Annotated in this window: 32 protein-coding genes; 5 read left to right on the top strand and 27 right to left on the bottom strand. The window is 39.4% G+C overall.

Annotated features, from left to right (window positions below; all coding sequences use genetic code 11):
* Positions 1 to 11: 11 nt before the first annotated feature.
* The 17 genes from EO118_RS05165 to EO118_RS05085 all read right to left on the bottom strand — a co-directional run bounded on the left by EO118_RS05165 (position 12) and on the right by EO118_RS05085 (position 9,324).
* The gene (locus EO118_RS05165; RefSeq protein ID WP_127068952.1) at positions 12 to 1,673 is read right to left on the bottom strand and encodes a terminase large subunit; all 1,662 of its coding nucleotides are present in this window, start codon (positions 1,671 to 1,673) and stop codon (positions 12 to 14) included.
* Positions 1,670 to 2,035: a hypothetical protein gene (locus EO118_RS05160; RefSeq protein WP_127068951.1), complete on the bottom strand. Its 366-nt coding sequence runs from the start codon at positions 2,033 to 2,035 to the stop codon at positions 1,670 to 1,672. The genes EO118_RS05165 and EO118_RS05160 overlap by 4 nt, the downstream gene beginning before the upstream one ends.
* A 110-nt stretch (positions 2,036 to 2,145) precedes the next feature.
* Positions 2,146 to 2,553 (bottom strand): HNH endonuclease, encoded by a 408-nt coding sequence (locus EO118_RS05155; protein ID WP_164726251.1) that lies wholly within the window; start codon positions 2,551 to 2,553, stop codon positions 2,146 to 2,148.
* A 285-nt stretch (positions 2,554 to 2,838) separates the two neighbouring features.
* A complete protein-coding gene (locus EO118_RS05150) occupies positions 2,839 to 3,036 on the bottom strand; it encodes a hypothetical protein (RefSeq protein WP_127068949.1) in 198 nt (65 codons plus the stop codon).
* A 597-nt stretch (positions 3,037 to 3,633) separates the two neighbouring features.
* The gene (locus tag EO118_RS05145; protein WP_127068948.1) at positions 3,634 to 4,302 is read right to left on the bottom strand and encodes a hypothetical protein; all 669 of its coding nucleotides are present in this window, start codon (positions 4,300 to 4,302) and stop codon (positions 3,634 to 3,636) included.
* Positions 4,303 to 4,462: 160 nt separating this feature from the next.
* Positions 4,463 to 4,906, bottom strand: a complete 444-nt coding sequence (locus EO118_RS05140) for a hypothetical protein (RefSeq protein ID WP_127068947.1) — start codon at positions 4,904 to 4,906, stop codon at positions 4,463 to 4,465.
* Between the two features lie 66 nt (positions 4,907 to 4,972).
* Positions 4,973 to 5,179 (bottom strand): hypothetical protein, encoded by a 207-nt coding sequence (locus EO118_RS05135; protein WP_127068946.1) that lies wholly within the window; start codon positions 5,177 to 5,179, stop codon positions 4,973 to 4,975.
* Between the two features lie 2 nt (positions 5,180 to 5,181).
* A complete protein-coding gene (locus EO118_RS05130; protein WP_127068945.1) occupies positions 5,182 to 5,595 on the bottom strand; it encodes a hypothetical protein in 414 nt (137 codons plus the stop codon).
* A gap of 261 nt (positions 5,596 to 5,856) precedes the next feature.
* Entirely contained in the window at positions 5,857 to 6,045 is a 189-nt protein-coding gene (locus tag EO118_RS05125; RefSeq protein ID WP_127068944.1) for a Lar family restriction alleviation protein, read from the bottom strand.
* An 8-nt stretch (positions 6,046 to 6,053) separates the two neighbouring features.
* Complete coding sequence (locus EO118_RS05120; RefSeq protein WP_127068943.1) at positions 6,054 to 6,506, bottom strand: hypothetical protein; 453 nt, start codon at positions 6,504 to 6,506, stop codon at positions 6,054 to 6,056.
* A gap of 1 nt (position 6,507) precedes the next feature.
* On the bottom strand, positions 6,508 to 6,699 hold the full coding sequence (locus EO118_RS05115) for a hypothetical protein (RefSeq protein WP_127068942.1): 192 nt from the start codon (positions 6,697 to 6,699) through the stop codon (positions 6,508 to 6,510).
* A 9-nt stretch (positions 6,700 to 6,708) separates the two neighbouring features.
* Positions 6,709 to 7,089 (bottom strand): single-stranded DNA-binding protein, encoded by a 381-nt coding sequence (locus tag EO118_RS05110; protein WP_127068941.1) that lies wholly within the window; start codon positions 7,087 to 7,089, stop codon positions 6,709 to 6,711.
* Positions 7,077 to 7,814, bottom strand: coding sequence for a hypothetical protein (locus tag EO118_RS05105; protein WP_127068940.1), 738 nt, complete (start codon positions 7,812 to 7,814; stop codon positions 7,077 to 7,079). The genes EO118_RS05110 and EO118_RS05105 overlap by 13 nt, the downstream gene beginning before the upstream one ends.
* Before the next feature lie 160 nt (positions 7,815 to 7,974).
* Positions 7,975 to 8,298: an HNH endonuclease gene (locus tag EO118_RS05100; RefSeq protein ID WP_127068939.1), complete on the bottom strand. Its 324-nt coding sequence runs from the start codon at positions 8,296 to 8,298 to the stop codon at positions 7,975 to 7,977.
* Positions 8,285 to 8,617: a hypothetical protein gene (locus EO118_RS05095; RefSeq protein ID WP_127068938.1), complete on the bottom strand. Its 333-nt coding sequence runs from the start codon at positions 8,615 to 8,617 to the stop codon at positions 8,285 to 8,287. The genes EO118_RS05100 and EO118_RS05095 overlap by 14 nt, the downstream gene beginning before the upstream one ends.
* A complete protein-coding gene (locus EO118_RS05090) occupies positions 8,614 to 8,916 on the bottom strand; it encodes a LysM peptidoglycan-binding domain-containing protein (RefSeq protein WP_164726250.1) in 303 nt (100 codons plus the stop codon). Before EO118_RS05090 ends, EO118_RS05095 begins: the two co-directional genes overlap by 4 nt.
* A 195-nt stretch (positions 8,917 to 9,111) precedes the next feature.
* Positions 9,112 to 9,324, bottom strand: coding sequence for a hypothetical protein (locus EO118_RS05085; protein WP_127068936.1), 213 nt, complete (start codon positions 9,322 to 9,324; stop codon positions 9,112 to 9,114).
* Positions 9,325 to 9,379: 55 nt separating this feature from the next.
* On the opposite strand from EO118_RS05085, the gene EO118_RS05080 reads away from it, so the two are divergent.
* Entirely contained in the window at positions 9,380 to 9,802 is a 423-nt protein-coding gene (locus EO118_RS05080) for a hypothetical protein (RefSeq protein ID WP_164726249.1), read from the top strand.
* 169 nt (positions 9,803 to 9,971) lie between these two features.
* On the opposite strand, the gene EO118_RS05075 is transcribed toward EO118_RS05080, so the two are convergent.
* The gene (locus EO118_RS05075) at positions 9,972 to 10,190 is read right to left on the bottom strand and encodes a hypothetical protein (RefSeq protein WP_127068934.1); all 219 of its coding nucleotides are present in this window, start codon (positions 10,188 to 10,190) and stop codon (positions 9,972 to 9,974) included.
* 55 nt (positions 10,191 to 10,245) lie between these two features.
* Here EO118_RS05075 and EO118_RS05070 point away from each other — a divergent pair, with 55 nt between their 5' ends.
* Positions 10,246 to 10,854 carry a hypothetical protein gene (locus EO118_RS05070; protein WP_127068933.1) on the top strand — a complete coding sequence of 203 codons (609 nt, stop codon included), beginning with the start codon at positions 10,246 to 10,248 and terminating at the stop codon, positions 10,852 to 10,854.
* A 296-nt stretch (positions 10,855 to 11,150) separates the two neighbouring features.
* On the opposite strand, the gene EO118_RS05065 is transcribed toward EO118_RS05070, so the two are convergent.
* Positions 11,151 to 11,375, bottom strand: coding sequence for a helix-turn-helix transcriptional regulator (locus EO118_RS05065; protein WP_127068932.1), 225 nt, complete (start codon positions 11,373 to 11,375; stop codon positions 11,151 to 11,153).
* A gap of 163 nt (positions 11,376 to 11,538) precedes the next feature.
* On the opposite strand from EO118_RS05065, the gene EO118_RS05060 reads away from it, so the two are divergent.
* From EO118_RS05060 to EO118_RS05050, 3 genes are all read left to right on the top strand, one after another.
* Positions 11,539 to 11,958 (top strand): helix-turn-helix transcriptional regulator, encoded by a 420-nt coding sequence (locus EO118_RS05060; protein WP_127068931.1) that lies wholly within the window; start codon positions 11,539 to 11,541, stop codon positions 11,956 to 11,958.
* Positions 11,959 to 12,494: 536 nt separating this feature from the next.
* The gene (locus EO118_RS05055; protein ID WP_127068930.1) at positions 12,495 to 13,451 is read left to right on the top strand and encodes an Abi family protein; all 957 of its coding nucleotides are present in this window, start codon (positions 12,495 to 12,497) and stop codon (positions 13,449 to 13,451) included.
* A 176-nt stretch (positions 13,452 to 13,627) separates the two neighbouring features.
* Complete coding sequence (locus EO118_RS05050) at positions 13,628 to 14,728, top strand: tyrosine-type recombinase/integrase (protein ID WP_127068929.1); 1,101 nt, start codon at positions 13,628 to 13,630, stop codon at positions 14,726 to 14,728.
* Between the two features lie 146 nt (positions 14,729 to 14,874).
* On the opposite strand, the gene EO118_RS05045 is transcribed toward EO118_RS05050, so the two are convergent.
* The 8 genes from EO118_RS05045 to sdaAB form a co-directional block, all read right to left on the bottom strand.
* Positions 14,875 to 16,530, bottom strand: coding sequence for a hypothetical protein (locus EO118_RS05045; RefSeq protein WP_127068928.1), 1,656 nt, complete (start codon positions 16,528 to 16,530; stop codon positions 14,875 to 14,877).
* Positions 16,520 to 17,185 carry a hydrogenase nickel incorporation protein HypB gene (hypB, locus tag EO118_RS05040; protein WP_127068927.1) on the bottom strand — a complete coding sequence of 222 codons (666 nt, stop codon included), beginning with the start codon at positions 17,183 to 17,185 and terminating at the stop codon, positions 16,520 to 16,522. The genes EO118_RS05045 and hypB overlap by 11 nt, the downstream gene beginning before the upstream one ends.
* A gap of 9 nt (positions 17,186 to 17,194) precedes the next feature.
* Positions 17,195 to 17,536, bottom strand: a complete 342-nt coding sequence (gene hypA / locus EO118_RS05035; protein WP_127068926.1) for a hydrogenase maturation nickel metallochaperone HypA — start codon at positions 17,534 to 17,536, stop codon at positions 17,195 to 17,197.
* Positions 17,514 to 18,362, bottom strand: a complete 849-nt coding sequence (locus EO118_RS05030) for a bifunctional 5,10-methylenetetrahydrofolate dehydrogenase/5,10-methenyltetrahydrofolate cyclohydrolase (protein WP_127068925.1) — start codon at positions 18,360 to 18,362, stop codon at positions 17,514 to 17,516. The genes hypA and EO118_RS05030 overlap by 23 nt, the downstream gene beginning before the upstream one ends.
* Before the next feature lie 76 nt (positions 18,363 to 18,438).
* Complete coding sequence (locus EO118_RS05025) at positions 18,439 to 20,427, bottom strand: penicillin-binding transpeptidase domain-containing protein (protein WP_127068924.1); 1,989 nt, start codon at positions 20,425 to 20,427, stop codon at positions 18,439 to 18,441.
* Between the two features lie 5 nt (positions 20,428 to 20,432).
* Entirely contained in the window at positions 20,433 to 21,878 is a 1,446-nt protein-coding gene (locus tag EO118_RS05020) for a CCA tRNA nucleotidyltransferase (RefSeq protein ID WP_127068923.1), read from the bottom strand.
* A gap of 11 nt (positions 21,879 to 21,889) precedes the next feature.
* On the bottom strand, positions 21,890 to 22,765 hold the full coding sequence (gene sdaAA / locus EO118_RS05015) for an L-serine ammonia-lyase, iron-sulfur-dependent, subunit alpha (protein WP_127068922.1): 876 nt from the start codon (positions 22,763 to 22,765) through the stop codon (positions 21,890 to 21,892).
* A gap of 8 nt (positions 22,766 to 22,773) precedes the next feature.
* On the bottom strand, positions 22,774 to 23,439 hold the full coding sequence (sdaAB, locus tag EO118_RS05010) for an L-serine ammonia-lyase, iron-sulfur-dependent subunit beta (RefSeq protein WP_127068921.1): 666 nt from the start codon (positions 23,437 to 23,439) through the stop codon (positions 22,774 to 22,776).
* Positions 23,440 to 23,724 lie beyond the last annotated feature (285 nt).

Here is a 23,724-nt window from a genome sequence, read left to right as displayed (position 1 = left end):
TTTCACCTCCTTTATATAATGTTGTGATAGTCTTCCTGGCAACGCTCGTATTGCACGTAGGCATCTAACAGCGATGCAAAACCATCTATACGTTTCTTCGCATGAATCGATTTGACTGGCTGTATATTCCCATTGCGGTCAACGTCTATTTCTACATTGGCCATACACCACTTTAGAACGGGGTTATTCCCATAGTTAATACGTTTACCCTCTAACTCTGCTCCAAGGGCCTTCATGGGACCACTAAGTGTTTTTTTACCCTGTATAACCGCTTCCATGACGGAGCGACCAAACTCATTTTTCATATCTTCCACAAAATAAGCTGCGCTCCAACCATCATAACCACATTTATACAAATAGATGTCATCCTCTTGTTGCAATTCCGTGAACCAATCCACAATCAATCGGTAATCTATTCTATTACCTGGTGACTTACGAATGAATCCACGTTTATACCAAACATCATATGGTACTTTGTCCTCTGCCACACGCTTATCAAATACCTCTTCTGGTATCCAATACATTTGCTTTACATACTTCACAGGATCATTAGGCACCATAAACAACATTGTGGCGCATGTAAGATCCGTAGTAGCTGATAAGTCAATTCCACCAATACCATACCGTGGCTTTAATTCTCTTATCTCGAACTCACTTGTATTGTTTAGTTGCTCGAATGTAAGGAATGCTTCGCTCGATGTTTCCCGCACATTAAAATCTTTGGTCAATAGATTTGTGACATAAATAGGATTGTTCTGCGCCGTCTTAACCTTATCCGCCAGTTGCTCTATTTTTTTGATGGTCCCTAGACCAGGGTTAGCCTTTTGCCAACAACTAGGGTCAGTCCATTCCTTACGTTGGTCTAATTCATAAACAATTGGTAAGATTCGTTCATTTTGGTATCCCTCTGGGTCATCATATCCATCGACTACTTGACATGCCTCATCGTACTTAATATCGTAGATATTTTCACGCACAGTCCCTGCCGTAGATGTAATTACCGTCAATGGCTGTTCACGTGCACTCATACCGTCTACGATAACGTCATAGAGGTTCTTATCTGTGATGGCGTGTAACTCATCTATTAGCGCCCCGTGTACGTTTAATCCATCAAGGCTATTCGATTCCGATGAAAGTGGAATAAATTTCCCTTCATTCGTGCCACTAATAATTTTGTTCACACGAATGCTGCATACACGGCTTAATGACTTTGACTTCTTAATCATATTGGCTGATTCTTCCCATATGATTTTGGCTTGGTCACGTTTTGTTGCTGCACTGTAGATTTCGGCACCCATCTCACCATCAGCTATCAATAAATACAATCCAATAGCAGCAGATAATGTGGACTTACCGTTTTTACGTGCCACAATTAAAATAAGCTCCGTATACTCACGAAGCTTTGTATCTTTATCTATAAAACCAAACAAGGCACTCACTAATGCCTTTTGCCATAATTCCAATATAACAGGCTTACCTGACCATTTCCCCTTAGAATGCTTGCAAAACATTTCTATAAAATCTACTGCAAGCGCTGCACGGTCTTTGTCATAAATATATTGCCCTGGATTCTCTAGCTTTTCTACCAAATGTTTATACACCCGTCTCACTCGATCCGATGTGACTACCTCACCATCTACGATAGCGTTGTAGTATTCTCTAATAGGGTTCATCGATTGCTCACCCGCTTCATCAAGAACTCTTTAAATTCATCATCTTCATCAACTGGCGTAGTGCGTGGCAATTCAGCAAGTAGAATCTTCACAACGGCTGTATAGTTCTTCATCAACTGGTTATAGGCCTTTGATTCAGTGCTTTCTTTTTTGCCATATTGGTTATTTCCATTTTGATATTCTTCAACAAATCCGACTTTTTCAAGGGCCATTTGGAGCTCATCCAGTTGAAATTCCATATGTACTGCCTGCTCAATAGCTTTTTTGATTAACTGCTTTTTTTCTTTCGATAATTCTTTGAAAGTCTTGTTATATTCAGATATTCTCTTCTTTTTCGCCTTGGCTTTTTCATCATTTGTCAACCGTCTAAACCTCCTTTCTCCCTATTGTTAACTACACCCCTCACGTGCGAGGCCTGTATGTTCTACGAATCTGCGCCCCCGGCGTGCATTTTTCCCTTCTTCAGGCTACCTTATGGGGGGGTGTTCCTATCTAGCTTATCAACATCATTGATATAAATTACATCTCCATTCTCATCGAATGAAACCTCACGTCTACGAGCATGTAGCAGGTCACCGCCACTGGTCAACGATATATGCCTGCTATATGTATCCATCTCATGATGTATAGCGTTGTGGCATTCAATACATAAGAACATAAGGTTATCCCAACCATACGCAAGGTTATCATCTTGTATCGTCACGGCATCCATTGGTTTTTTATGATGCACTACCCATCGTTGCCGTGAACCATCATCCTTAGTGCCTGTTTTATATCCGCCACATCGTTCGCATATATGTAGCTTTGACTTGGCATAGGCTTTTGCACATCCTCGCCATCGTCTTGAGTTATAGAAGTTTTTAAAAATACCCTCACTCATTTTTATAAGCATACCCCTTTTTTGAAAGTCTACCCTTATTTCAGTACATCACTTGGCCCTTGTTTGTATCGTCCTGACCGCTTCACTATGTTTGTGTTCTTCTTATTGATCAATGACGATGCAGGAGCATATGACTTGCACATACCATCTACATGTATTGCTTTAGCCCTACACCATCCTCTAACATTGTTTAAGCATTGTTTTTTACTACAGTGCACATCCGTCATATGCTCACCTCTTTCCATGCAATAGAAAAGGACGCCCATTTCTAAGCGTCCTTGTTCCTTATTCTGTTTCTAACATCCGTCGTGCTCGTTCTTTATCTTTCTTTACGATTTGCACAAACTCTTTAATCATTTCCCATTCGTCTTCATGGGCTCGTACTTGCCGTTGCTTCCGTTCTTCAGAGAATCCTTTTCTCCATCCAACCTTGCGACCTGCTCCTTCACGAACACCACCCCAACCATTATTCTTTTCAGTCATTGCTTGTATTTCTCCTGTTGCAACTATCGCTATATAATATTATTTTTTATATTTCATGTCATATAGCTTGTTTGCCATTAATACTAAGTACAGCACTCCACAAACTGTTGCTATCCAACCAAACCACCCTTGGTTTTCATAGTCTCGTAATACTAAGCTAATACTGATACATATGGAAAACACAATTTCAAATTTTGTCATACCTTGTACATATGGTATACTATAGTGAAAAGATTAGGGGAGCAAGCTCCCCTCGCCGTTACTTCATTTTCTTTTTAATCCATCTTATAAATGCACTCGTTACTGTGATGATGGTTATTAAATCGGTTATGAAGCTAACGGCTTCTTTTATTTCTTGGTAAATTTTCCACCATTCCATATGTTTACCTCCTTTCTTTACCTTATGTTTATATTATATCTTATCTTGTTTATTTTGTCAACTAATATAATTAACTTTTTTATTTTTTTGATATAATTATAGAATGATAGAAAGGAGGATTTATATGCATTATCTTTTTTATGCGAAGGAAGAAAGAAGTGGCGGACAATCTAAACCAGTACAACATCCAGATAATCCACCATCTCCACCTGTGGTAACTACTCCGTCTCCATCGAAGTAGCTACCTTTTTTATATCAAACGATTTTGAGAAAAAACCATCTGGGAAGTAATACTCTACAATCTCAATATTATGGGTTGCATCTATGTACTTACATTTATGTTGAAAGTGTTCTTCCCATCTCGTATTTTCTAGCCACTCTTCATATACAGGGTGGCTATTTACTTTTAAAATATAATTTTCATCATCCTTAAATGTAATCCCCTCAAACCGTCCTAATGCAATTCGGTTTCCATCCCTAATCACTTCTATAAAATGGTCTTGTCCATCCATAAGGTTGCTATCAATCAACGTTTTTTCTTGTACATATACATAACCAAATCTTTTTAATGTAACCCAATCAATTAGCCTTTGAATCATGTGCTTTACGTACAAGGCCCATATAGCCCCTACTAGGCAACCACTGAATAAAGAAATTATTGCATACACTATTGCACTCTTTATATCTATTGGTAAATACTCTATGTTATATCCCCATAGATATAACACCCATAAGGTAGGAGCCATGGTGAATACACTATATAAAAAATAGTCTAATACTTGTTCCATTGCAGTATGCTTTAACTGCACATATCCTAACCATTTGCTCACTTCTTTTGCAATGAATCCAGGCGCCAACATAATAATGACTTGTATGTAATGTTCCATGTTTTCTCCTTTCATCTTACCGCTTCATTTTTGTCTAAGTATAGCAATTCTATATTATACTGGATACAAAAAATGACGTCCAGCTAATGACGTCATTTCTTGTGTGTGTTTAGTGTTTTATAAAAGTAGATTTGTGTAAAATCTTTACATTACTATTATATCATTTGTTTTTGCCAACTATGCCAACTCGTGCCAACTCTTCCTCAAATTTTTTTACAGCAATAGGATGTATTTTTTTTCGTAACCACTCACGGCTAACTCCTATCATGCCTGCAATGTCTCTCCAATTCTCATGGAATAGATACCGTTGTCGTATTACGATAGCATAGGTTTGATCTGGCATACTATCTAAAATATCGTTGATGGTTTCTAAAAACTCATATAGTTCTTTTTGTAAGGCGATTAATTCTAATCGTCTTTTTTCTATTCTATGAATCCTATCTGCAATATCTGTGGGCATTCCACCATCGACATGACATGCTGAATAATCTGTGGCTCGTAATCCGTCTATTTGTGATTTCATTTGTTGCAGTTGTTTATAAACATAGTCGATGTCTCTGTTTAAATTTTTAATCTTTGTCATCATTTCCTGTATGGTCAACATATCCCCTCGCCCTCTTATTTACTCTCTAATGAAATTACCTTCCGCATCATATGTAGCTCCATGTAATCAATCCCATATAATTGCTTGGTCATAATAATCATAGAGTTCCCAATATTCGTATTCACTTATGAATGGTCTTAGCTTCACTAATAACTCCCATGCCTTATCCATAACCTCTTTGAATTTTTCATCATGTTCACCTTGCCAGTATGCCATGGTCACGGTTAAATCTAAGACTTCTTCTTTTAATTCGTGTATTTCATACTCTGTCATTTTTATACTCCAGTGTTGCCAAACCTGCTATTATCACTGTCAGTGTACAATAACTCTTCTACTTCTTCGAACTCTACTTCAGGAATTTTTACGATCATACCTTTTGCTATCCCTTTACCTTCCCCGATGTAATCAATTTGTGAATGGATATTCTCGCAAAGTATATATATCGTTCCTGTATAATCACTGTCAATTACATCAACGCCATTAACCATTCGGAATCCTGTGTGCTTCCCAAGTTCAGGCCCAGGAAATAGCAGCAAAACATGCCCTTTTGGTATTTCCATTTTAACCCCTAATTTGACGGCTTTTTGCTCATTATAATCAAACCTCACCGATTCTGCACTGTAAAGAACGAATGTCGTATATTTTGGAATCTTCCCATTTGGATGTGTCTTTTTAATTTTTACTTTCATTCATATCACCACCCTTTAATTTCTACTTCATATGCAGAAGAATTTAGCCAAATAGTTAGCCGGTGTGAATATCTTATTGCATCTTTGGCATTTTCTTTGCATTGTTATGCTCCTTTATTTTTTGTAAGATTTCTTCACTACTTTCATTTAGTATATTATCTACTATCCTTGCCTCATCTTCTGTCATGTCTACATCTTTCATTATTTCTTTGCAATTCTTGCCCCATATCAATCGGAACATCGCTATATTCATTGCTATTCCTATCTACGGTTCCATGCTTTAACCATTTGTAAGTATTGTGGACTATCTTGGAATGATACCGTTACTCCACACAAGTCACATACCACCATGTTATGCTTCGTTCCCGTGCCTACTCCTACCACTGTGCGAACTCCCTTATTGTTGCAGAATGGGCAAGGTTTCAATCCGACCTTATTTTTATCATTCATTGTGCCACCTACTGTACATCTTCAAATAACTGTTCTTGTGCCCTACGGCCTTTAATAAATAAAGCCGTTTCCTTTATCATTATTTCTACCAGTATAACTTCTGTTTCATTCAGCGCAATCCATCCCGTTTCAAATTTCAATGTTGTTTGTTTCGTTCCTACCAATCCATTAGCTTTAATGTAGGAAGGAATACGCATGATTTTACCCTGTACATTCGTTTCTAAATATTTGATACCAATTTGTTTTAAAATTACTGTTGTGCCATTAAATACTGGAATGTCTTTTGCATTTGTAGTATGACCATCAATGATTTTTTGAAGGTCGTTCCAGGCATTATAAAATGACTCACGTCCATCTTCCCGTACTGTCATCGAATATCCACATTTTCCGCCCGTATCAATTTCTTTCACGTATTCGAATTTCTGTACTCCATCAAATACTGAGATTTTACGAATAATCATCTCATTTCTCCTTCCGTTTTTGGTAACTTTTGCACGTGTCGCATTTATTGGCCAACACAACATGCATTCTGCCCACCATTACATTGTGAATGTGGTATGGGCATTCCATTGTAGTGCGTACGATTCCTTTTTCATTCATTCCATGGCTGTGGATGCACGTCTTGGCTTTCTTATGTTCCTTTTTTCGTCCCATACTTCCCCCTTAGAATGGTATTTCATCTCTACGTTCATCTGCGAATGAATCAAAGTTTCCGCTTCCATTTCCTTTATTATTGACAAATGGCGCCACCATGACATTCGATGCTTGCACATGCCAGGTATAAATGGTCCGTCCATTCTTTTCGTATGATCCTGTGCGCAACTCTCCAGTTACTAGCACCGCATCACCTTTTACTAATGCCCCTAACTCTTCTGCCTGATTCCATGCGTTTACTGGAATATATGATACGATTTGTTTTTCTTCTGAAATTCTTTTATTGGTGGCCACCACAAATGCCGCTACTGGTTTCCCCGTTGTTGTATATCGCAATTCAGCACTTTTTACCAAATGCCCCGCAATCGTTACTTGGTTTACGTTTTCCATCTGTTCCTCCTTGGGTCAAGTTTAATTAATCGATAGAACCTGTACGGGTATCCTTCTAGGTTTACCCCTTCCACTAGGCTATCCTTATCTAAGTAATATCCATCTGGTACGTGAATATCATCACTCCACCGATTCGATGCCAAAGTTCTTGTACTTTCTTTTGGTTTCTCTAAATTCGTACTTGCGTACCACCTTCTTTTAAATACTTCCAGCTTTTCAGGATTCTCTGTTTTCGTTTCCTTTAACAAATACGATGCTAAAGCTGTGGCATCTTCTGCCTTGCCATGGTACACTCTCATGTCTACATATCCATGTGACCATATGTTTTCTATCATCTCCGTTGTCATAGGAAATGCGTTGTTTATGAGCATGTGAAAGTGTACCCTGTTCACACCTTCCACTACGTAGATATATTTTAGATTGGCACCATTCTTCTTATACAACCTCTGCATGCGCTTTATCATATTCTGCATATAGTGCTTTGCATCTTCAAATGTCACCTTTTCTTTAAATGTAAATGTCAAATACCAGTCCATTGGTACGAAATTTGTATCTATCAAAGCGCATAATTTTACCTCTGCCCGTTTGGCATTATATTTTTTTATTGCCTCTGGGCTTACATTTTCTTTTTTTCTTCTACCCTTTCCCTTAACGTAGGATCTACCCGTAAGATAATCCCATGTGAACTGCATATTTCTTGTTTTGATTATCTTTCTTTTACGCATAGTATTCCTTCATGTCTGACTTAATAATATATACTATCAAGTTATAAATAACGGCTTAAGACCGCTATCTATAGCAATTTTTGCAAACATATTGTATACTATATGTGAGTTATTTTGTATGACCATATGTCTGCAAAACGATAGAGCACATTCGTGTGCTCTATTTTTTTATTTTAATTATCGCTTGCAAGATTTTTTGTATTTTTTTTGCATCGCTCCCATGTGCCCTGGTGTGATGACATTCCCAACATAGGCAGCATAAATTGTCTAAATCGTTTGTTCCACCAGCTGACCTTGGCACAATATGGTGAATCTCGTGGTATGGTTTCATGCATAATATACACCTATCATCATCTCTTTCACGCACTTGTTTTCGCATGCGATTTAATTCTTTTTCATACTCCGCCCCTTTCTTTCCTCGTTTGGCTAATGGTGTGTACCGCTTCAATGGTGTTCTCAGTTGTAAACCCTTACGTTGTCGCATTCCATTCCCTTCCTAGCTGTGCTTCTACTATACGTAGTTCCAATTTTCTTACATTGATTGCCTCTTGTGCGTTTATATACAGTACTTTGGCAATATCCCGTTCTTTCCGTAATGTACTAATAACAGGATCCCCCAGCACGATATCATTGATTACCGATACTGGCGTTTTATTTTCTCGTTCACATAATACTAATTTCCCTTTGGCCACCTTGTAGGTGGCTTCTTTTTCTGCCAAGTCCATTCCTCGTTCTTTGGCAATTCGTAGGGCTTGATTCATCCCTCTACGTAATTCATGTAATTCAATGAGTAAGTCGTTCATTGCTTTGGCATCCGAATTTTAATTACCTGCCCTGCATTAAGGGTGTCTTGGATTTTATTATCTTGTTTGATTTGATAGATTACCTGTTGTACATTCACAGATTCACCCATTAAATCTTTCACAATAGACCACAGTGTGTCGCCCTCTTCCACCTGGTACATAACGGTGATTGTTTTCTTTGTTGTAACTTCTTCCGTGTCTGCACTAAATACTTGTACAGCACCCATAATCAATGCCAATACGATAATAATGGCGCCGATGATTCTTCCCCATCGTGGCTTAAAATTATTGGTTTTCATGTGTATTGCCTCCTTCTTTATATGTGCAGTGTGTACTGCCCCTTGATGTGTATCTGTATCTGCAATGTTCACAGTGCTCCATGCAGATTGTTCCTTGATGCATAGCACATCGTACATATGCCCTTGTTCTTTTATTCTTTTCATCACAAATCTTACATGTCTTCTTCATTATTTCCACTCGATTTCCATCGGATATTACAGATATTGAAGACTTTGGTCGAGTTTTTTAACTTTTTCATCTACTCCCCACCATTCCTTGAACTTATGCCAGTAGATGTAATATGTGTACGTTTTGCCATGCATCTGCACGGCATCACCCCATTCCCATTTATTAGCACGTAAACCGCACCGAACAAATTGAGCTGAGACATTCATAATCTCAGCAATATGCGCTGGTGTTACCTTCATAAAATTCCCTCCCTAAACTATTTGTGCTATAATCACCGTGAAAGGTGGTGATTATATGATTCCTTACAATCAACTAACTACTATTGATGTGAATATTCTGAAATACTTACTAGCCAATCGACATCGTAAAATTCATTTTCACGAAGTATTAGAAGAGTTCAACTCTTTTAAATCTATTGAATATAGAATTACTTTATTTTCTACTCCTGAGCGTAAATCATTTCCGTATGAAGCTATTCCTAATACTTCTTATATTCGTTTTCACTATGAAACTATTCGAAGTGACGAAGGTATTTCCAAAACTCACCGAACTTCTTTTATTTCTATTACGGAGCTAGGAATCAAAGCTATTGAAGATTATGATTTTGATTATGCTAAACGCCGTAAAGTACGTATAGAAGATAGAATACTTAGAATTGTCCCTATTGTTATTTCTATAGTAGCTTTGTTCTTTTCTGCCTATGCTTTATTTCGTTGATAACATTACTAGAATGATTAAGCTGATAACTAAGCAGATAATACTTGCCCCAAAGGATATTCCTAATAAGATGTTATCTATCTTATCTGTAATATCTTGTATCAATGACTTTCTAAAATTTTTGTCATTTAAATACATCTAACCACCTCCTGATTACTGTGCCTCCATTCTAGTGGCTTTTTCTAGATTTATAGAATAAAGGCAAGGCTAATACTAAGTGCGAAAAAACAGCTAGTGATAATAATCCATAAAACACTATGTCACTATTGGGGGTATTAAAAAATGCTAAAGCATATCCCAATATTGTGACCACAATTTGGTTTGCTATCATGTATAAATCTTTTTTTGTAACGAGCCTCTCTTGTAGGGGCTCTTTTTCTGTAGCCATATTCCCACCTCCTTTTCCATTCTGTGCTATAATCACCATGAAAGGGGGTGATTATATGGGTACTATAAAAGATTATTTACAGCCATCGCCTATTGAAAAATATTTCGCACATCGCGACATGTGGGAAAAATATTTTTCAATAAATAACCGTTTTGTAAACCAAAATGTTATGACTGCTCTAGAACCTCTTCAAATTGCTATGCAACCATACTTGAATATGATGTCTATCGCACAATCTGCAAATAATGCGATGATTGCCAATATGTCTTCACTTGATCGTATAGCTACTGGGTTTGAGCAGTTACAACAGATACATAAAATTATGCAACCCATGGTTGAATACCAAGCAATTCTAAACAATATTAAACTTACACTTGCAGATACTTCTATTACTGATTTCATCGTTTTAAATAATGATGTCAAAGTCTTTGAGGACCTTTCAAGCTTTGAAAGTAACATCCAGCTTTCACCAGCTGAAGAAGAAGTTATTGATACAATTATTAAAGACGAAGCATATCTAAATTGGTTTAATAAATATGTGAAAATATGTGCCAACAAAATTCAAAATGTGAAAAAAGAAGATGTTGCTAAGTGGATTTTTCTTTGTTTATTGAATCGTATTTGCTCAAGGCTATTCGATTTTATGTTAGATAAAATAATTTAAATATAGTTATTTATTGAGTCTCTTACCAAGGGGCTCAATTTTTTTACACCGATTCAATACCTTTTATAAAGGATGTATAAAGTAATCAAGATATGTGCTATCCACAATTTCCAATACTCGGGCGATTCATACGGGACTATTACTAGTGACAATGTAAAAAGTATCATTTCTATCCCTTGTAATAATTTCCAATATCTAACGATTATAATCTGATGTGTTTGGTATCCATCTTTTTCTTTTATAATGATTGATTCCTCTTTTTCTTTGCTCATCTCATCACCTCACTTCCGTTGTTTTTAACTTGCACTAATACGTTTTAATTCGTATTTTTTACCTAAAAAAATATCATCCATTTTTACTTTATAAAAATCAGACAATTTTTTCAGTAAATCTAATGGAATCCTAGTGCTATCATTTTCATATTTTAATAATGTTTGATAGTGTATTCCTACCGCATTAGAAACGTCATGAGCGCTTAAGTTATAATTAACTCTAATTGCTCTTAGCGTAAACTTTGACATTACGCATTCCTCCTTTCCATATCTCCTGCACCAATTATAGTACGAATTAATTCGCATGTCAACGATTAGTTCTAAATATTTCGTATTTTTTACGCAATTTTTATTTACAAATACGATTTAATACGTTATTATATAACTATAAGATGCGTAAGGAGGAAATACAATGGCAAGAGGTCGAGGGGAACTAACCCCACATGAATTAGCTCAGATGAAAGTAATATCTGAAAATATAAATAATCTGCTACGCATTAACAAATGTAAGCAAGTAGATTTATCAAAAGCAACTGGTATCCCACCTAGTACTTTAACAGGATATATCAAAGGAAGATCATTGCCGATTCCTGGGAATATAGAAAAAATTGCTAATTTCTTTAATGTAAATAAGTCTGAAATCGACCCTCGATTTTCTGATTACTCTATAGAATCCAGCACTTCTACAGAGTATTATATCGACCCCGCAGTAAACGCCAAAGCAGAATATGCAAGAACGCAAGAGGGTATTTTGCTAGATGCTGCGAAGGATTTAAGCGATGAAGACTTAGATTATGTGGTTGATTTGGTGAAACGATTAAGGGGGAAATAATCATTTATAACATAACGATCATCTACCACGACTTGCCAAGCTCAATCAACGCTACACTATGCACGAGTGAGGATACAGATTGTTACACCATATTAGTTAATAAGAACAAGCCTATTGATGTATTAAGAGAGAGCATCGCCCACGAGGTGTGCCACATCATGGAAGGACATTTTACGCAAGACATGCATGCAGGGCTAATAGAATCCCTATTGCATGGAAATGAAACTGGATTCAACGAAGATGAAATAAACTTCTTCTATCAGTTTGTAGATTAAAAAACTCCCTTACTCCACGGTGATGAAGTAAGAGAGATCCCTATATAATGGGTATCCGCACGAATTTGTTGAGGTCAACAAAATGTACACCAATCAAGTAGCACAACTTATACTACTTTTAAATCATATTTTTTATTATTGACATTTTATGCCTTGTTCCATATAATAGAGACAAAGATAAGTGCAGATGTTTTCCCTCAGGGGGCCTGTATGGAAAATAACCTTCTCTATTATATTAAGTAATAGAGGGGGTTATTTTTTTTGAAACCATTCAAATCAATTGATGAGCAAGTAAATATATTGACTAGTCGTGGACTAATTGTTGATGATGAACAACGAGCCAAAGATTATCTGTTAACACAAAATTATTATAATATTATCAATGGATATGGTTGTTTTTTCCCACGTACTAATAATACTTTTTCTAATAATACTCATTTAAGCGAAATAACCGACTTATACACTATTGAGTTTGATCTAAAAAGAGCATTATTCCAAGCTATTATCCATGCAGAAACTCATTTAAAAGCTATCGTTTCTCATCGTTTTTCTGAGGCATACTCTAACATGCAGTATGCATATCTAGATATTAACTGTTATGCTCCTAATAGAAAAATAGAAGCTGTTTCAACAATTTCAAAGCTATCTCAAATTATTTTGAAACACTCGAAAAGAAAAGGGACCTCCATTTTTCATTATATCAATCAACATCAAGACGTCCCTTTATGGGTACTTATTAACTATCTTGACTTTGGAGATTTACGATATTTTATTTTAAACTTAGGTAAATCTCTTCAAAGTACAATTGCGAAAGATTTATATACTTTCATACATTGCTATGTAAACCCTATCACTGATCCCTTAACGCCAGAAGCATTAATTTCATTTATAGCTACTATTAACGATATACGTAATGTTTGCGCTCACACCAATCGCTTAATTGATTTTAAATGTAAAAATGCTTGTAAATTCTGGTCTCATTTACACCCTAGATATAATATTACTCCTTCTGACCGTCAAGATACGGTGTATTCTGTGTTTTTAATTTTACAATGCTTTATTAGTGAACGAGAGTATGCAGCTTTACATAATAAGGTTCTTAAATTATTTAGACGTTTAAACAATAAGTTAATTTCAATTTCTATAAATGATATTTATAAAAAACTAGGATTTCCTATAGATTGGCATATTAACACTCATAAAATTAAAACAAGGTAATAGTTTGTAAGGCGTGTAATTCTGTAAACATCTAAAATAAAAAAATACCTCCCCAGCGCCAACTGGAGAGGTAAATTCTGAACATACCTAAAGGGTGGTACATCCACATATATTCAACACATATATTGTACCACTTTTTAGGTGTATTTGCTACACATGAAAGGTGGTTATTTTTTATGGCATTAAAACGCTCAAACGGATCAGGCTCCGTTTACAAGATGAAACATAAAAAGCTGCGCAAGCCATTCCGTGCAGTCATCACGACTGGATGGACTGATGATGGCAAGCCAATCCGTAAAACCCTAGGCACCTATGCTAGCCAAAAGGAAGCCTACGAGGCATTGGCTCTATTCTCCAATGATCCTACCGCATTGGAGAAAAAACGAGTGATTACCGTTGAGCAGTGCTTTCAATGGTACTTTGAAGAAGCCGAGCGCGAGGGACTTTCAGCAGGGCGAATAGAGGTAATTCATGCTGTTAAAAAGATGATGAAGCCCATTCTACCAATGGATATCACAGTTCTAAGGACAGCTCATGTACAACCATTTTTTGATAAGTTTACATACAGCAAATCATATCAAGAGGTTATAAAATCAACATTGATTAAAACTTGCAATATAGCCATTAAAAATGAAGTGCTCGTTAAAAATTACATGAAAGATATTATTATCAGCAAGAATGCTACATCTATTAAGAAGGCAACTCCATTTCGTGAGGAAGATATTCACCAATTATGGTTACACCAGGATGAGCAAATTGTCCGTATCATTCTTATCTATATTTACACTGGAGTTCGATTAAACGAACTCTTACATATGAAGGTGGATGATATTCACTTGAAGGAACGGTACATGGTAGGCGGTTCAAAGACCGATGCAGGGCGTGACCGCATCATCCCTATTGCTGAATGCATCGCTCCATTCATCCAGGAGTTATACGCCACAGCAAAATTTAAGCGTTCAATATGCTTAATGGATGGCATTATTGGACAAGATGGATATAGAAGAAAATTGACCGAAATATGCGAGCGATTGGAGATGGATAGACGCAAGCCACATGATACTCGCCATACATTCATCACGTTATGTAGCGATTACAGTATCCCCGAAATTATCATCAAAAACATCGTAGGGCATTCTACACAGAATAATATCACTCAGGGAGTTTATACTCATAAAACAATTGATCAGTATATCGATGCCGTGAATAAACTTCCGTTCGGTGATAGTCTCCAAAAGGTTGAGCAACGGTTGAGCAACCGTCTAGAAAATGCGTAAAATTAGAGCAAATCAAAAATTAGAAACCCCCGTAGATACGCATAGCTACGGGGGTCTTAAATTTATGTAATTATAACCACTGTATAGCTTGAGAAGGGGTGTGTTACGGTCTTCCCTTTACATAATTCAAGTAAGAAAGCCACAGGCTACATAGCCGAAACAAGTTCGCTTTTCTTTTGGTTTGACAATAATATTTCTCTAACAAATTTATCATCTAATGTAAATAACAAATAGGTATGTTCTAGCACCGGATGACGATAGCCGTAGACTACGCCTTTAGTGCTATCATGATGATTAGCAGGTTCTTCAAAATCTGGCACTCCGTAGAGATAGAGCAGTAAGTATTTAGAATCTCCCAGTGAAATGCCGCGTTTCGTCGTACCAAGCGATGAGTTGATCATGACACGAGTGATTTCGTGTTCCTTGTTATATGCGATAACTACATCCTTATAACCTAAAAATTCCTGACCATACAGTTTTCCCCGCTCTTCCCAAGATCGGTTAGGATCATTGGTAAATGTGTCGCCTAATCGGTAACCCATCAACGAGAAATCTGATTCCGTCATTGTATTTGGCTTAAACGTTTCTAATGTAGTGGCTGGTATAGCAAAACGAGGCCAGTCTTGACCCGTAATCATTCCCAAATGTGTCACTTTCCCATCTTTCAATGAAAGCCACACATAACCCACAGAACTGTTAGAACCTGCTAAAGAGTCACTAGTATAAGTATTCTTCACTGAATGTGAAAACTCCTCTTTTTGCATAGAACTTTTTTTATTTTTCGTTATAGTTTTTTCTTCACCAAACATACCTCGATATAGCCACAGCAATGAACCATCTTTGTTATCCCGCCACATAGCCTGCGGTGCCCCCCAAGCAAAGAGCACTTCGCTACGTGTGGCTCCCACATGAACATCTTCATGCAAAAAAATGTTAGCCTTATCCGTCCATAATAGTTCAATAGGATACTTAGGAGCTTTCGATTGTTTTGCATCCTTACTATCCTTCTTATCTTCGATAGGTTTTTTAACCTTATCAGAAACCTTATGGTCTACTGTACTGTCAGCTTTACTATGGTTAGATTCCTTAGCTGTTTCGGAACTATCTTTTTCTGCTGTATTCTCCACTTCAGATGGCGCCTCTAGTGAATCATGCCCTACCAATGTGGAATCTTTCTTCCTTGTTGTGCCTACATCAGTAACATCATCTGCATCATCGGCACCATCCGCATCCAACATTTCACTAGCATGCGTATCAACTGGTTTCTTTTTACCAATAGCCTCTAGTTTTTCTTTCAACACATCCACATCTGGGAATGTCCATGGTTCACGTTGTTTCGCTTCCACTCGGGCTTTAGCTTCTTCTTTGAGAGCGTTCACAAATGTGTCCGTAATGACAAGTTCCGGTATGCGCTTCGCTGTGAAAGTAGTTCCTACCAATTCTAAATTTTCTTCATCATCTTCCACAAAGGAAGCTTTTTTCTCTTGCAAAAATTTTCGCACCGCCATATCTTCTGCCACATGGTTTGGCGTCAAATCAAGGGTCACTGTTCCTACTGTTACCTTCCGCTGCATAGCAGTACCCGCAGCTTTCATCTCTAATACAGTTTTTCCTTGCTCTGCTGTTTCTACGTTTTTTTCAACAGCGGAATTCCCAGCGGTATCTTGCTCAGAAACAACAGATTCTGCCTGTTTATGTATAGTACTGCTACTAGCATCTTCACCTAGTGCAAGCTGTGGTTGTAACCCCACCAAGCCTACGACTGCCATAGCCGCTATGGTAGCTTTCCAATTAGCTTTCATTGTTACGTCGCTCCTCTAATTTTTCTTTCACCCAAGTAATCCACGGTGAAAGCCCTTCTGCCTGCGTACAGCTCACTTGGAAAATAGGCACACCTGGTTGTAAGGATTGAATATCTCGAATGGCCTCGTCCATTTTGAATGGCACGTAGGGCAATAAGTCGACTTTATTTAATAGAACTGCAGAAGATTCTTTGAATATCAATGGATATTTCAACGGTTTATCTTCTCCTTCAGTGATAGAGAGGACCGTTACTTTCATATCTTCACCGATAAAAAATTCTGCTGGGCATACTAAGTTACCTACATTTTCAATGATGATGAGGTCCAAGGCGTCCAAATCTAGTTCGGCAATAGCCTCGCGAATCATATTCGCATCTAGATGGCAACCACCGACAGTATTAATTTGAATCACTGATACGCCTGTGGCATGAATACGCTCCGCATCTTTATCAGTGAACAAATCACCTTCAATAACAGCAATACGATAGTCCTTGGACAAGGTTTGCAACGTTGCCTCTAATAGGGAGGTTTTCCCCGCTCCTGGAGAGCCCAATAAATTCATTACCAAAATATGTTTATCTTTAAATTGTTCTTGTAGTGTTTCTGCAATGGCATCATTTTTAGCCAATACATTTGTCATTACTTGTACTTCCATAGTACTCCTTTAATCCATATCAATCGATGCCACACGCAATTCTCGACCTTGCAATTCTTCTACAGCAAAACTGTTACAGTGTGGGCATACATGGCGATACTGTTCCATTGAAAATTCTCGGTGACAATCTAAACAACGTCCTTTCATAGGGATCGTTTCTATCTCTAGCTTCGCTCCCTCTGCCGCTGTTCCTTGTGTGACCGCATCAAAACAAAAATGTAATGCCTCTGGCTCTACCCCAGACAAGGCACCGATCTGCACTTGTATGGCATGAATGATGGTGCCTTCATTGGCTTTCAATGTATCTAGCGCCACATCTACAATTCCCTCAGCAATGTCCATTTCGTGCATAATACGCCTCGTATAATCCTTCTAACATCATAGTGGTCGTCACAGAACCAACACCACCTGGTACTGGAGTGATAGCAGATGCTACTTCACGAGCAGAGGCAAAGTCCACATCACCTACGGTTTGTCCTTCTAACTCATTGATTCCCACATCGATCACAACACAGCCCTCTTTCAGCATGGTTCCGTGCACCATGTGCGCTTTACCAACCGCAGCAATGACCACGTCAGCTTGTGCTAATTCCGCTTCTAAGTTTTGGGTTCTAGAATGACAGATGGTCACTGTTGCATTTCGTTCTAACGCCAATAGTGCCACGGGTTTACCTACCACTTGGCTACGTCCTAAGACAACAACTTTTTTGCCAGATAGTTCAATGCCATAATGGTCTACGATAGCCATACACGCCTTCGGTGTACACGGCACATATCCACCTTTACCGGAACTAACTAGCCCAATGTTATAGGTGGTTAATCCATCAATATCCTTCGCTGGATCTAAGGCGCCAATCACCGCTTCACTGTCAATATGTTTTGGCATCGGCATTAACGGCAACACACCATAGATGCGTTCATCTGCGTTAAATTTGTGAATCACCGCTTCTACCTCTTCTTGCGTAGCTGTTTCCGGCAATTCTACCAATTCAGTATCGAAATTTGCACCTTTTGCTACCTTTTCCATGAAAGTAGCATACATCTTAGCAGCACTATCGTCACCAACTAACAAAATACCTAGGGTGATAGTCACGCCTTGATCGACTAACACTTGCATGTTCTCTTGTAGCACAGCCTTACGAGCTTGTGCCACTGGTTTTCCTAATAATTCTATCATGGTATCCTCGCATTCAGAATTTCTATTACATCAGTATCTCACACCTATCATAGTATGTATAAGCATTCTATCTACATTAACGACTAAAATGAACCGTTATGGATCCTCCTTGTTCTACCGTACTACCTACGGCTTCCTCTTGCGAAATCGCATAGCCTGTACCATTCGGCTTGAATGTTAATCCCGCTTCATGCACCCAATCGCGCACTTCCCCATAGGCATGTCCCGTAAAGTTTGGTACGATGACCGAACCATCTTGATTCCGATGAACCGTCAATACTTTTGCGTTCCCTTTGGCCTTATCTTTGTCGCTATGTTTACTACGTGTCGGTGAAAGCTTATAGTACCGCACTAATTGCGACATCACGTCTTGGAACACAGGTGCTGCAATTTGGCCGCCATAGAAAGTTCCTGCTGGATCATCAATCACAACTAATGCTACAAATTGGGCATCTTCTACCGGTCCATACCCAATAAAGGACGCAATATAACGGCCGTTCAAATAGCCACCGTGTTCAGCATCTAATTTTTCCGCCGTACCAGTTTTACCAGCAAATTGATAGCCTTCTACATACGCCTTATGTCCGCCCCCTTCAGAGACTTCTTTCTCTAAAATATCTGTAATCTGTTTCGCAATACTTTCAGGGATAGGTTGGCCTTGCTCTACATCTTGTGCCTCTTTATACGTCGTTCCATCTGGGTTGACAATGGATTTAATAATATGAGGTTTCATCATTTTACCGCCATTGGCCAGCGCTCCAAAGGCTTGCACCATTTGCAATGGGGTCACCGCAATCCCTTGTCCAATGGACATAGTCGCAGTATCTAGCTTACTCATTGTCTTCGGATCAAAGAGGATGCCATCCCCTTCGGCCGGAAGTTCAATACCCGTAGCTTTACCAAAGCCAAATCGTTTCACATAGTCTGTTAAAATATCTCCACCTGTGGTAGTACCCAAATAGGCCATACCTGTATTGATGGAATATTTCAAAATATCTAGCAATCGTACTTTACCACTGCCCTTGCCATCCCAGTTTTTCATAGGATGTCCATCAATCACAATGGTACCCGTATCATTGTACACCGTATCTAGCTGCCATTTTCCAGCTGCCAGTGCGGAGGCTGCAATAATCGGTTTGAAAGTAGATCCTGGTTCATAAATACTTACCACCGCATTATTGCGATAATCTTCAAACTTTAATTTATTCACATCCGATGCCATGCCTCGATTTTTATTGGCCATCGCAAGGATTTCCCCTGTTTTCGGGTCCATAATGATCATCGCTGCACTGCGTGCTTTCGTTTCCACCATCGCTTTATCTAAAGCCCGTTCAGCAATGAACTGCACAGTTGTATCAATGGTAAGATTCACAGACTTTTCTTGATCTGGTAAAAACTGAGATTGTACAGACTCAAAAACAGGACGACCTGCCGTATCATTATAAATACTAACTTTCACTTCATTACTGCGAATCACATCATCTAAGGCCGCCTCAAGTCCTGCTTTACCTTCTGCATCAGCCTGCCCATCTTCATTGAATCCTACAAATCCAAGGACCGGTGCTAACAAGGTATCATTAGGATAATACCGTCGGCTTTCTTTGTGCAAGGTAATAAAGTTGAACTTGGCTTCCTTAATGGCCGCTTCTATACCATTTGAATTCGGCACATCTAAGAGTCGATCAATCCACACAAAGGCTGTATCCTCATTCAGTCGTTTGATGATTTCCTCTCTGGAAATACGCACATAGGGAGCTAATACATCTGCTACTTCTTCTGGTGTTTTCTTAGCCACCACACGCATCATCGTTGGGTCCGCACTGACAGAGTTAACTGTGACGCTCAATGCCAAGGGATTGCCGTTACGATCGAAAATAGTGCCTCGTGGAGATTGCAATACTCGATCTGTAATAAATTGATTAGAAAAGCGTTTTGAATAGGTATCATTAGCCACAATTTGAATATATCCATAACGCAATACAATGAGCGACGCAATCACAAATATAATGGCAAACCCTCTTAACGCATATTCATCTAATTGTTTTCGTGCTTTTTGCACTGTCATGGTTACTACTCCTTTTCTTTCAGTCGACGATACTTCGCAAGTCCTGCTTCCTGTAACGCCTCTGGGGTGTTTAAAATGTCTCCACTTTGTACACGTTGCAATAACGTTTGCATCACTTCTTTTACATAGGGGCCTACCAAAGCTGGCAGTCCTTTATCATAGTGTAAATCTTTCGTATGCACTGGCATGGTCTGTGCCAATGACACCATACGACTGCCATACGTATCTGATGGTTGTGGATCCTTCGTGCCACCGCCGATCACATCTGCCACGCCCAATACTCTTAAATATTCCATAGCCATGACTAGATCCTTGGTTTCTCGAAATACCCCAACTCTTGCTTCTTTTTGCATCCATTTCCTCAAATCCGCAGAAGCATTAGCCACATAAAAGTGAAAGCGCATGTGTCGTTCCACAAGCCATACCACGAGATTGACAAATTCTTTCGCATAGCCTAAACGCGTCAGTATATCACGTGTCATTTGAGCACCCACTCGATCATGATTACGATCCGTAATACGCCCATTATGAAAGCCTCGAACACCTTCTACACCTTTTCCCACATCGTGGAGCAAGGCAGCCCAACGTAATACGAGGTTCTGTGGTACTCCTTTTACTACTGCTAACGTATGACGCCACCCATCATGTACATGATGTTCTGGCGCTTGTGGTAAATCTACTAAATGGGTTAACTCCGGCAATATAGGAATACGACGAGGCTTCGCCTCTATGGTTTGTTGGCAATATTGGTCACTCAAACGACTGCGCACCAACGCATCTAACGCCAGGTCCACGTGGTCACTGAGTAACATTTTTTCAATTTCTATACGCACTCGTTCTAGAGACAATCCTTCCACACGATACAAATTAGGCTCTATGCCTGCCCACGTACTAGGGTCAATAGAAAATCCTAATTGCCCTGCAAATCGGCATAATCGGAACATGCGCAATGCATCTTCTTGAAAGCGCTCTTTGCTAGAGCCAATCGTACACAAACGGCGATGTTCTATATCTTGTAACCCACCGACTTCATCTCGGATTTGCCCACTTTCAGTAAGAGCGAGACCATTTATTGTAAAATCTCGTCGCCGCACATCCTCTAAAAAGGTAGATGGATATTGTACAGCTACAGGTCGATGGCTGTCATCGCCATATTGTTCACTGCGATAGGTAGCCACCTCATAGGAATGTTCTTCATAAGATACGACCACCACGCCAAAAGAGGCGCCTACTACATTGGTCGTAGTAAAACCAGCCGTTCGCAATACATCGATGACCACCTCTGGCATAGCGGAGGTGACAATGTCGTAATCATGGGGCATGCGTCCCATCTGGATATCTCGTACCGCACCACCTACAATATACGCTTCCTGTTGTGCTTCTTGTAAAGTTTGCAAAATACGCAGAGCCCCTTGATACGCACTTGTTTCTCTATATGCTAAACGTCCCATACTAACCCTCTCTATTTCTGATGAGCCAAGCGATTGGTTATGTCCATTCCCGTTTTTGTTCGCGCCAAACCGCCTTCACTGGTTTCGCGAAGTGCTTCTGGTAACGCTCGTCCTATGGAATCCATAGCACCGATGACCTCGTCTGCTGGGATACGGCTACGTAAGCCTGCCATCGCCATTTCTGCAGCTGCTAAGGCGTGAACCGCATAGATGCCATTCCGCTTCACGCAAGGCACTTCTACTAAGCCTGCCACTGGGTCGCAGACCAAGCCAAGCACATTTTTCATGCACAATGTCATAGCCGTTACTACTTCTTCCGTAGTGCCACCCATCATAGCCACAGCACAAGCCGCTGCCATCGCCGCTGCTGTACCAACTTCGGCTTGACAGCCACCCACAGCACCTGCTACACAAGCTTGATTCGTCACTACATTACCGACCCCAGCCGCCGCTAAGAAGCCATTGATATACGCTTGGTCATCACAGTTGTACACTTCTCCCACTGCTTGCATGACTCCCGGCAAAATTCCGCAAGCCCCTGCCGTAGGACATGCGACAATACGGAACATCTTCGCATTCGCTTCATTCACAGAAATAGCATACCGTAATGCACGGTATGTAAGGTCGCTCAAAAAGACTGGCTTCCGTTCATCTAATTGTTTGGCTTGCCCACCAGACATGCCGCTCTTACTTTTTCTTGTATCTTCAATACCGTCACGAACAGATTCTTTGAAAATCTGAATACGACGCCGTATCTCATCTAGCACGTCCTCTTTCGTAGAACCTGTACTCTCTATTTCCGCCCGCAATACTACTTCGGAAAAGGAAATACTTTCACGGTCTGCAAGACGCACAATATCTTCAATTGTATCGTATAAATAACTCATAGTTTCCTCTATTCCAATGGCTCAAAATACATCACCGAAGAAATGCCCGCCACTTCCTTAATCTGTTGCAATGCCACTGCATCTACATCAGAGTCTGTGGAAATGAGCATGACCGCTTCCGATCCTTTTCGTTTGCGGAACACGCGCATACTGGAAATATTGATATCTTCCAAGCCTAAAATGTGGGTAACCCCTGCAATGACACCAGGTTGATCCGTATGGAACACAATAATTTGATGCTCTTCTCCGGTAATCTCCACATCGATGCCGTCAATATTGGTCACCGCCACTCGACCACCGCCTAGAGAGGAGCCTGTAACGGACATATGCTTGCCGTCTTTGCCGTACATATTGAACCGCACCGTATTAGGATGACCTGCATCCACTTCAGACTCGATAAAGGTATACTGAAAGTTCTCTTGCTCTGCAATTTCCAAAGAGTCACGAATGCGTGCATCATCTGCATCCATGCCAAGTAAACCTGCCACCAACGCACGATTAGTACCATGTCCTCGATAGGTTTTCGCAAATGATCCATATAATGTCATAGTCACACTTTCAGGGCGTTCATGAAACATCGACAACGCCATTTTTCCTAGTCGTGCCGCCCCTGCTGTATGTGAACTAGATGGACCAATCATAACCGGTCCAATGATATCAAAAATACTACTCAACGTAGGTCCCTCCTATTATCTATGTAGGAATATCTTATGTATTATCTGTATCTTATATCATACCATATTTGGGGCCTTCTCGTAAAAAAAGTGAAGTCAATAATAACCCTTTTCAAAAAAAACAAGCGCCCATCCCCCAGAGGAACGCCGTTATGCGTAGCAGCCTTTGTGGCAGGTCTTACTGACTAAATCAAACAAATGCAAGAAGCCCATGGCGTGCTCCTGAACAAACATTATGAAATACCGTTTGAGAAGGAGTATGCCATGGGCTTCCCTTTATCATAT

The organism is Veillonella sp. 3891 (assembly GCF_003992315.1).
GTDB lineage: Bacteria > Bacillota > Negativicutes > Veillonellales > Veillonellaceae > F0422.
This window is presented reverse-complemented; position numbering and strand designations above follow the sequence as displayed.

Bases quoted from the DNA above. Each gene is read 5' to 3' on its own strand.
- EO118_RS05165 (WP_127068952.1), bottom strand. From the start codon at position 1,673: ATGAACCCTATTAGAGAATACTACAACGCTATCGTAGATGGTGAGGTA.
- EO118_RS05155 (WP_164726251.1), bottom strand. From the start codon at position 2,553: ATGAGTGAGGGTATTTTTAAAAACTTCTATAACTCAAGACGATGGCGA.
- EO118_RS05150 (WP_127068949.1), bottom strand. From the start codon at position 3,036: ATGACTGAAAAGAATAATGGTTGGGGTGGTGTTCGTGAAGGAGCAGGT.
- EO118_RS05145 (WP_127068948.1), bottom strand. From the start codon at position 4,302: ATGGAACATTACATACAAGTCATTATTATGTTGGCGCCTGGATTCATT.
- EO118_RS05140 (WP_127068947.1), bottom strand. From the start codon at position 4,906: ATGTTGACCATACAGGAAATGATGACAAAGATTAAAAATTTAAACAGA.
- EO118_RS05135 (WP_127068946.1), bottom strand. From the start codon at position 5,179: ATGACAGAGTATGAAATACACGAATTAAAAGAAGAAGTCTTAGATTTA.
- EO118_RS05130 (WP_127068945.1), bottom strand. From the start codon at position 5,595: ATGAAAGTAAAAATTAAAAAGACACATCCAAATGGGAAGATTCCAAAA.
- EO118_RS05125 (WP_127068944.1), bottom strand. From the start codon at position 6,045: ATGAATGATAAAAATAAGGTCGGATTGAAACCTTGCCCATTCTGCAAC.
- EO118_RS05120 (WP_127068943.1), bottom strand. From the start codon at position 6,506: ATGATTATTCGTAAAATCTCAGTATTTGATGGAGTACAGAAATTCGAA.
- EO118_RS05115 (WP_127068942.1), bottom strand. From the start codon at position 6,699: ATGGGACGAAAAAAGGAACATAAGAAAGCCAAGACGTGCATCCACAGC.
- EO118_RS05110 (WP_127068941.1), bottom strand. From the start codon at position 7,089: ATGGAAAACGTAAACCAAGTAACGATTGCGGGGCATTTGGTAAAAAGT.
- EO118_RS05105 (WP_127068940.1), bottom strand. From the start codon at position 7,814: ATGCGTAAAAGAAAGATAATCAAAACAAGAAATATGCAGTTCACATGG.
- EO118_RS05100 (WP_127068939.1), bottom strand. From the start codon at position 8,298: ATGCGACAACGTAAGGGTTTACAACTGAGAACACCATTGAAGCGGTAC.
- EO118_RS05095 (WP_127068938.1), bottom strand. From the start codon at position 8,617: ATGAACGACTTACTCATTGAATTACATGAATTACGTAGAGGGATGAAT.
- EO118_RS05090 (WP_164726250.1), bottom strand. From the start codon at position 8,916: ATGAAAACCAATAATTTTAAGCCACGATGGGGAAGAATCATCGGCGCC.
- EO118_RS05085 (WP_127068936.1), bottom strand. From the start codon at position 9,324: ATGAAGGTAACACCAGCGCATATTGCTGAGATTATGAATGTCTCAGCT.
- EO118_RS05080 (WP_164726249.1), top strand. From the start codon at position 9,380: ATGATTCCTTACAATCAACTAACTACTATTGATGTGAATATTCTGAAA.
- EO118_RS05075 (WP_127068934.1), bottom strand. From the start codon at position 10,190: ATGGCTACAGAAAAAGAGCCCCTACAAGAGAGGCTCGTTACAAAAAAA.
- EO118_RS05070 (WP_127068933.1), top strand. From the start codon at position 10,246: ATGGGTACTATAAAAGATTATTTACAGCCATCGCCTATTGAAAAATAT.
- EO118_RS05065 (WP_127068932.1), bottom strand. From the start codon at position 11,375: ATGTCAAAGTTTACGCTAAGAGCAATTAGAGTTAATTATAACTTAAGC.
- EO118_RS05060 (WP_127068931.1), top strand. From the start codon at position 11,539: ATGGCAAGAGGTCGAGGGGAACTAACCCCACATGAATTAGCTCAGATG.
- EO118_RS05050 (WP_127068929.1), top strand. From the start codon at position 13,628: ATGGCATTAAAACGCTCAAACGGATCAGGCTCCGTTTACAAGATGAAA.
- EO118_RS05045 (WP_127068928.1), bottom strand. From the start codon at position 16,530: ATGAAAGCTAATTGGAAAGCTACCATAGCGGCTATGGCAGTCGTAGGC.
- hypB (WP_127068927.1), bottom strand. From the start codon at position 17,185: ATGGAAGTACAAGTAATGACAAATGTATTGGCTAAAAATGATGCCATT.
- hypA (WP_127068926.1), bottom strand. From the start codon at position 17,536: ATGCACGAAATGGACATTGCTGAGGGAATTGTAGATGTGGCGCTAGAT.
- EO118_RS05030 (WP_127068925.1), bottom strand. From the start codon at position 18,362: ATGATAGAATTATTAGGAAAACCAGTGGCACAAGCTCGTAAGGCTGTG.
- EO118_RS05025 (WP_127068924.1), bottom strand. From the start codon at position 20,427: ATGACAGTGCAAAAAGCACGAAAACAATTAGATGAATATGCGTTAAGA.
- EO118_RS05020 (WP_127068923.1), bottom strand. From the start codon at position 21,878: ATGGGACGTTTAGCATATAGAGAAACAAGTGCGTATCAAGGGGCTCTG.
- sdaAA (WP_127068922.1), bottom strand. From the start codon at position 22,765: ATGAGTTATTTATACGATACAATTGAAGATATTGTGCGTCTTGCAGAC.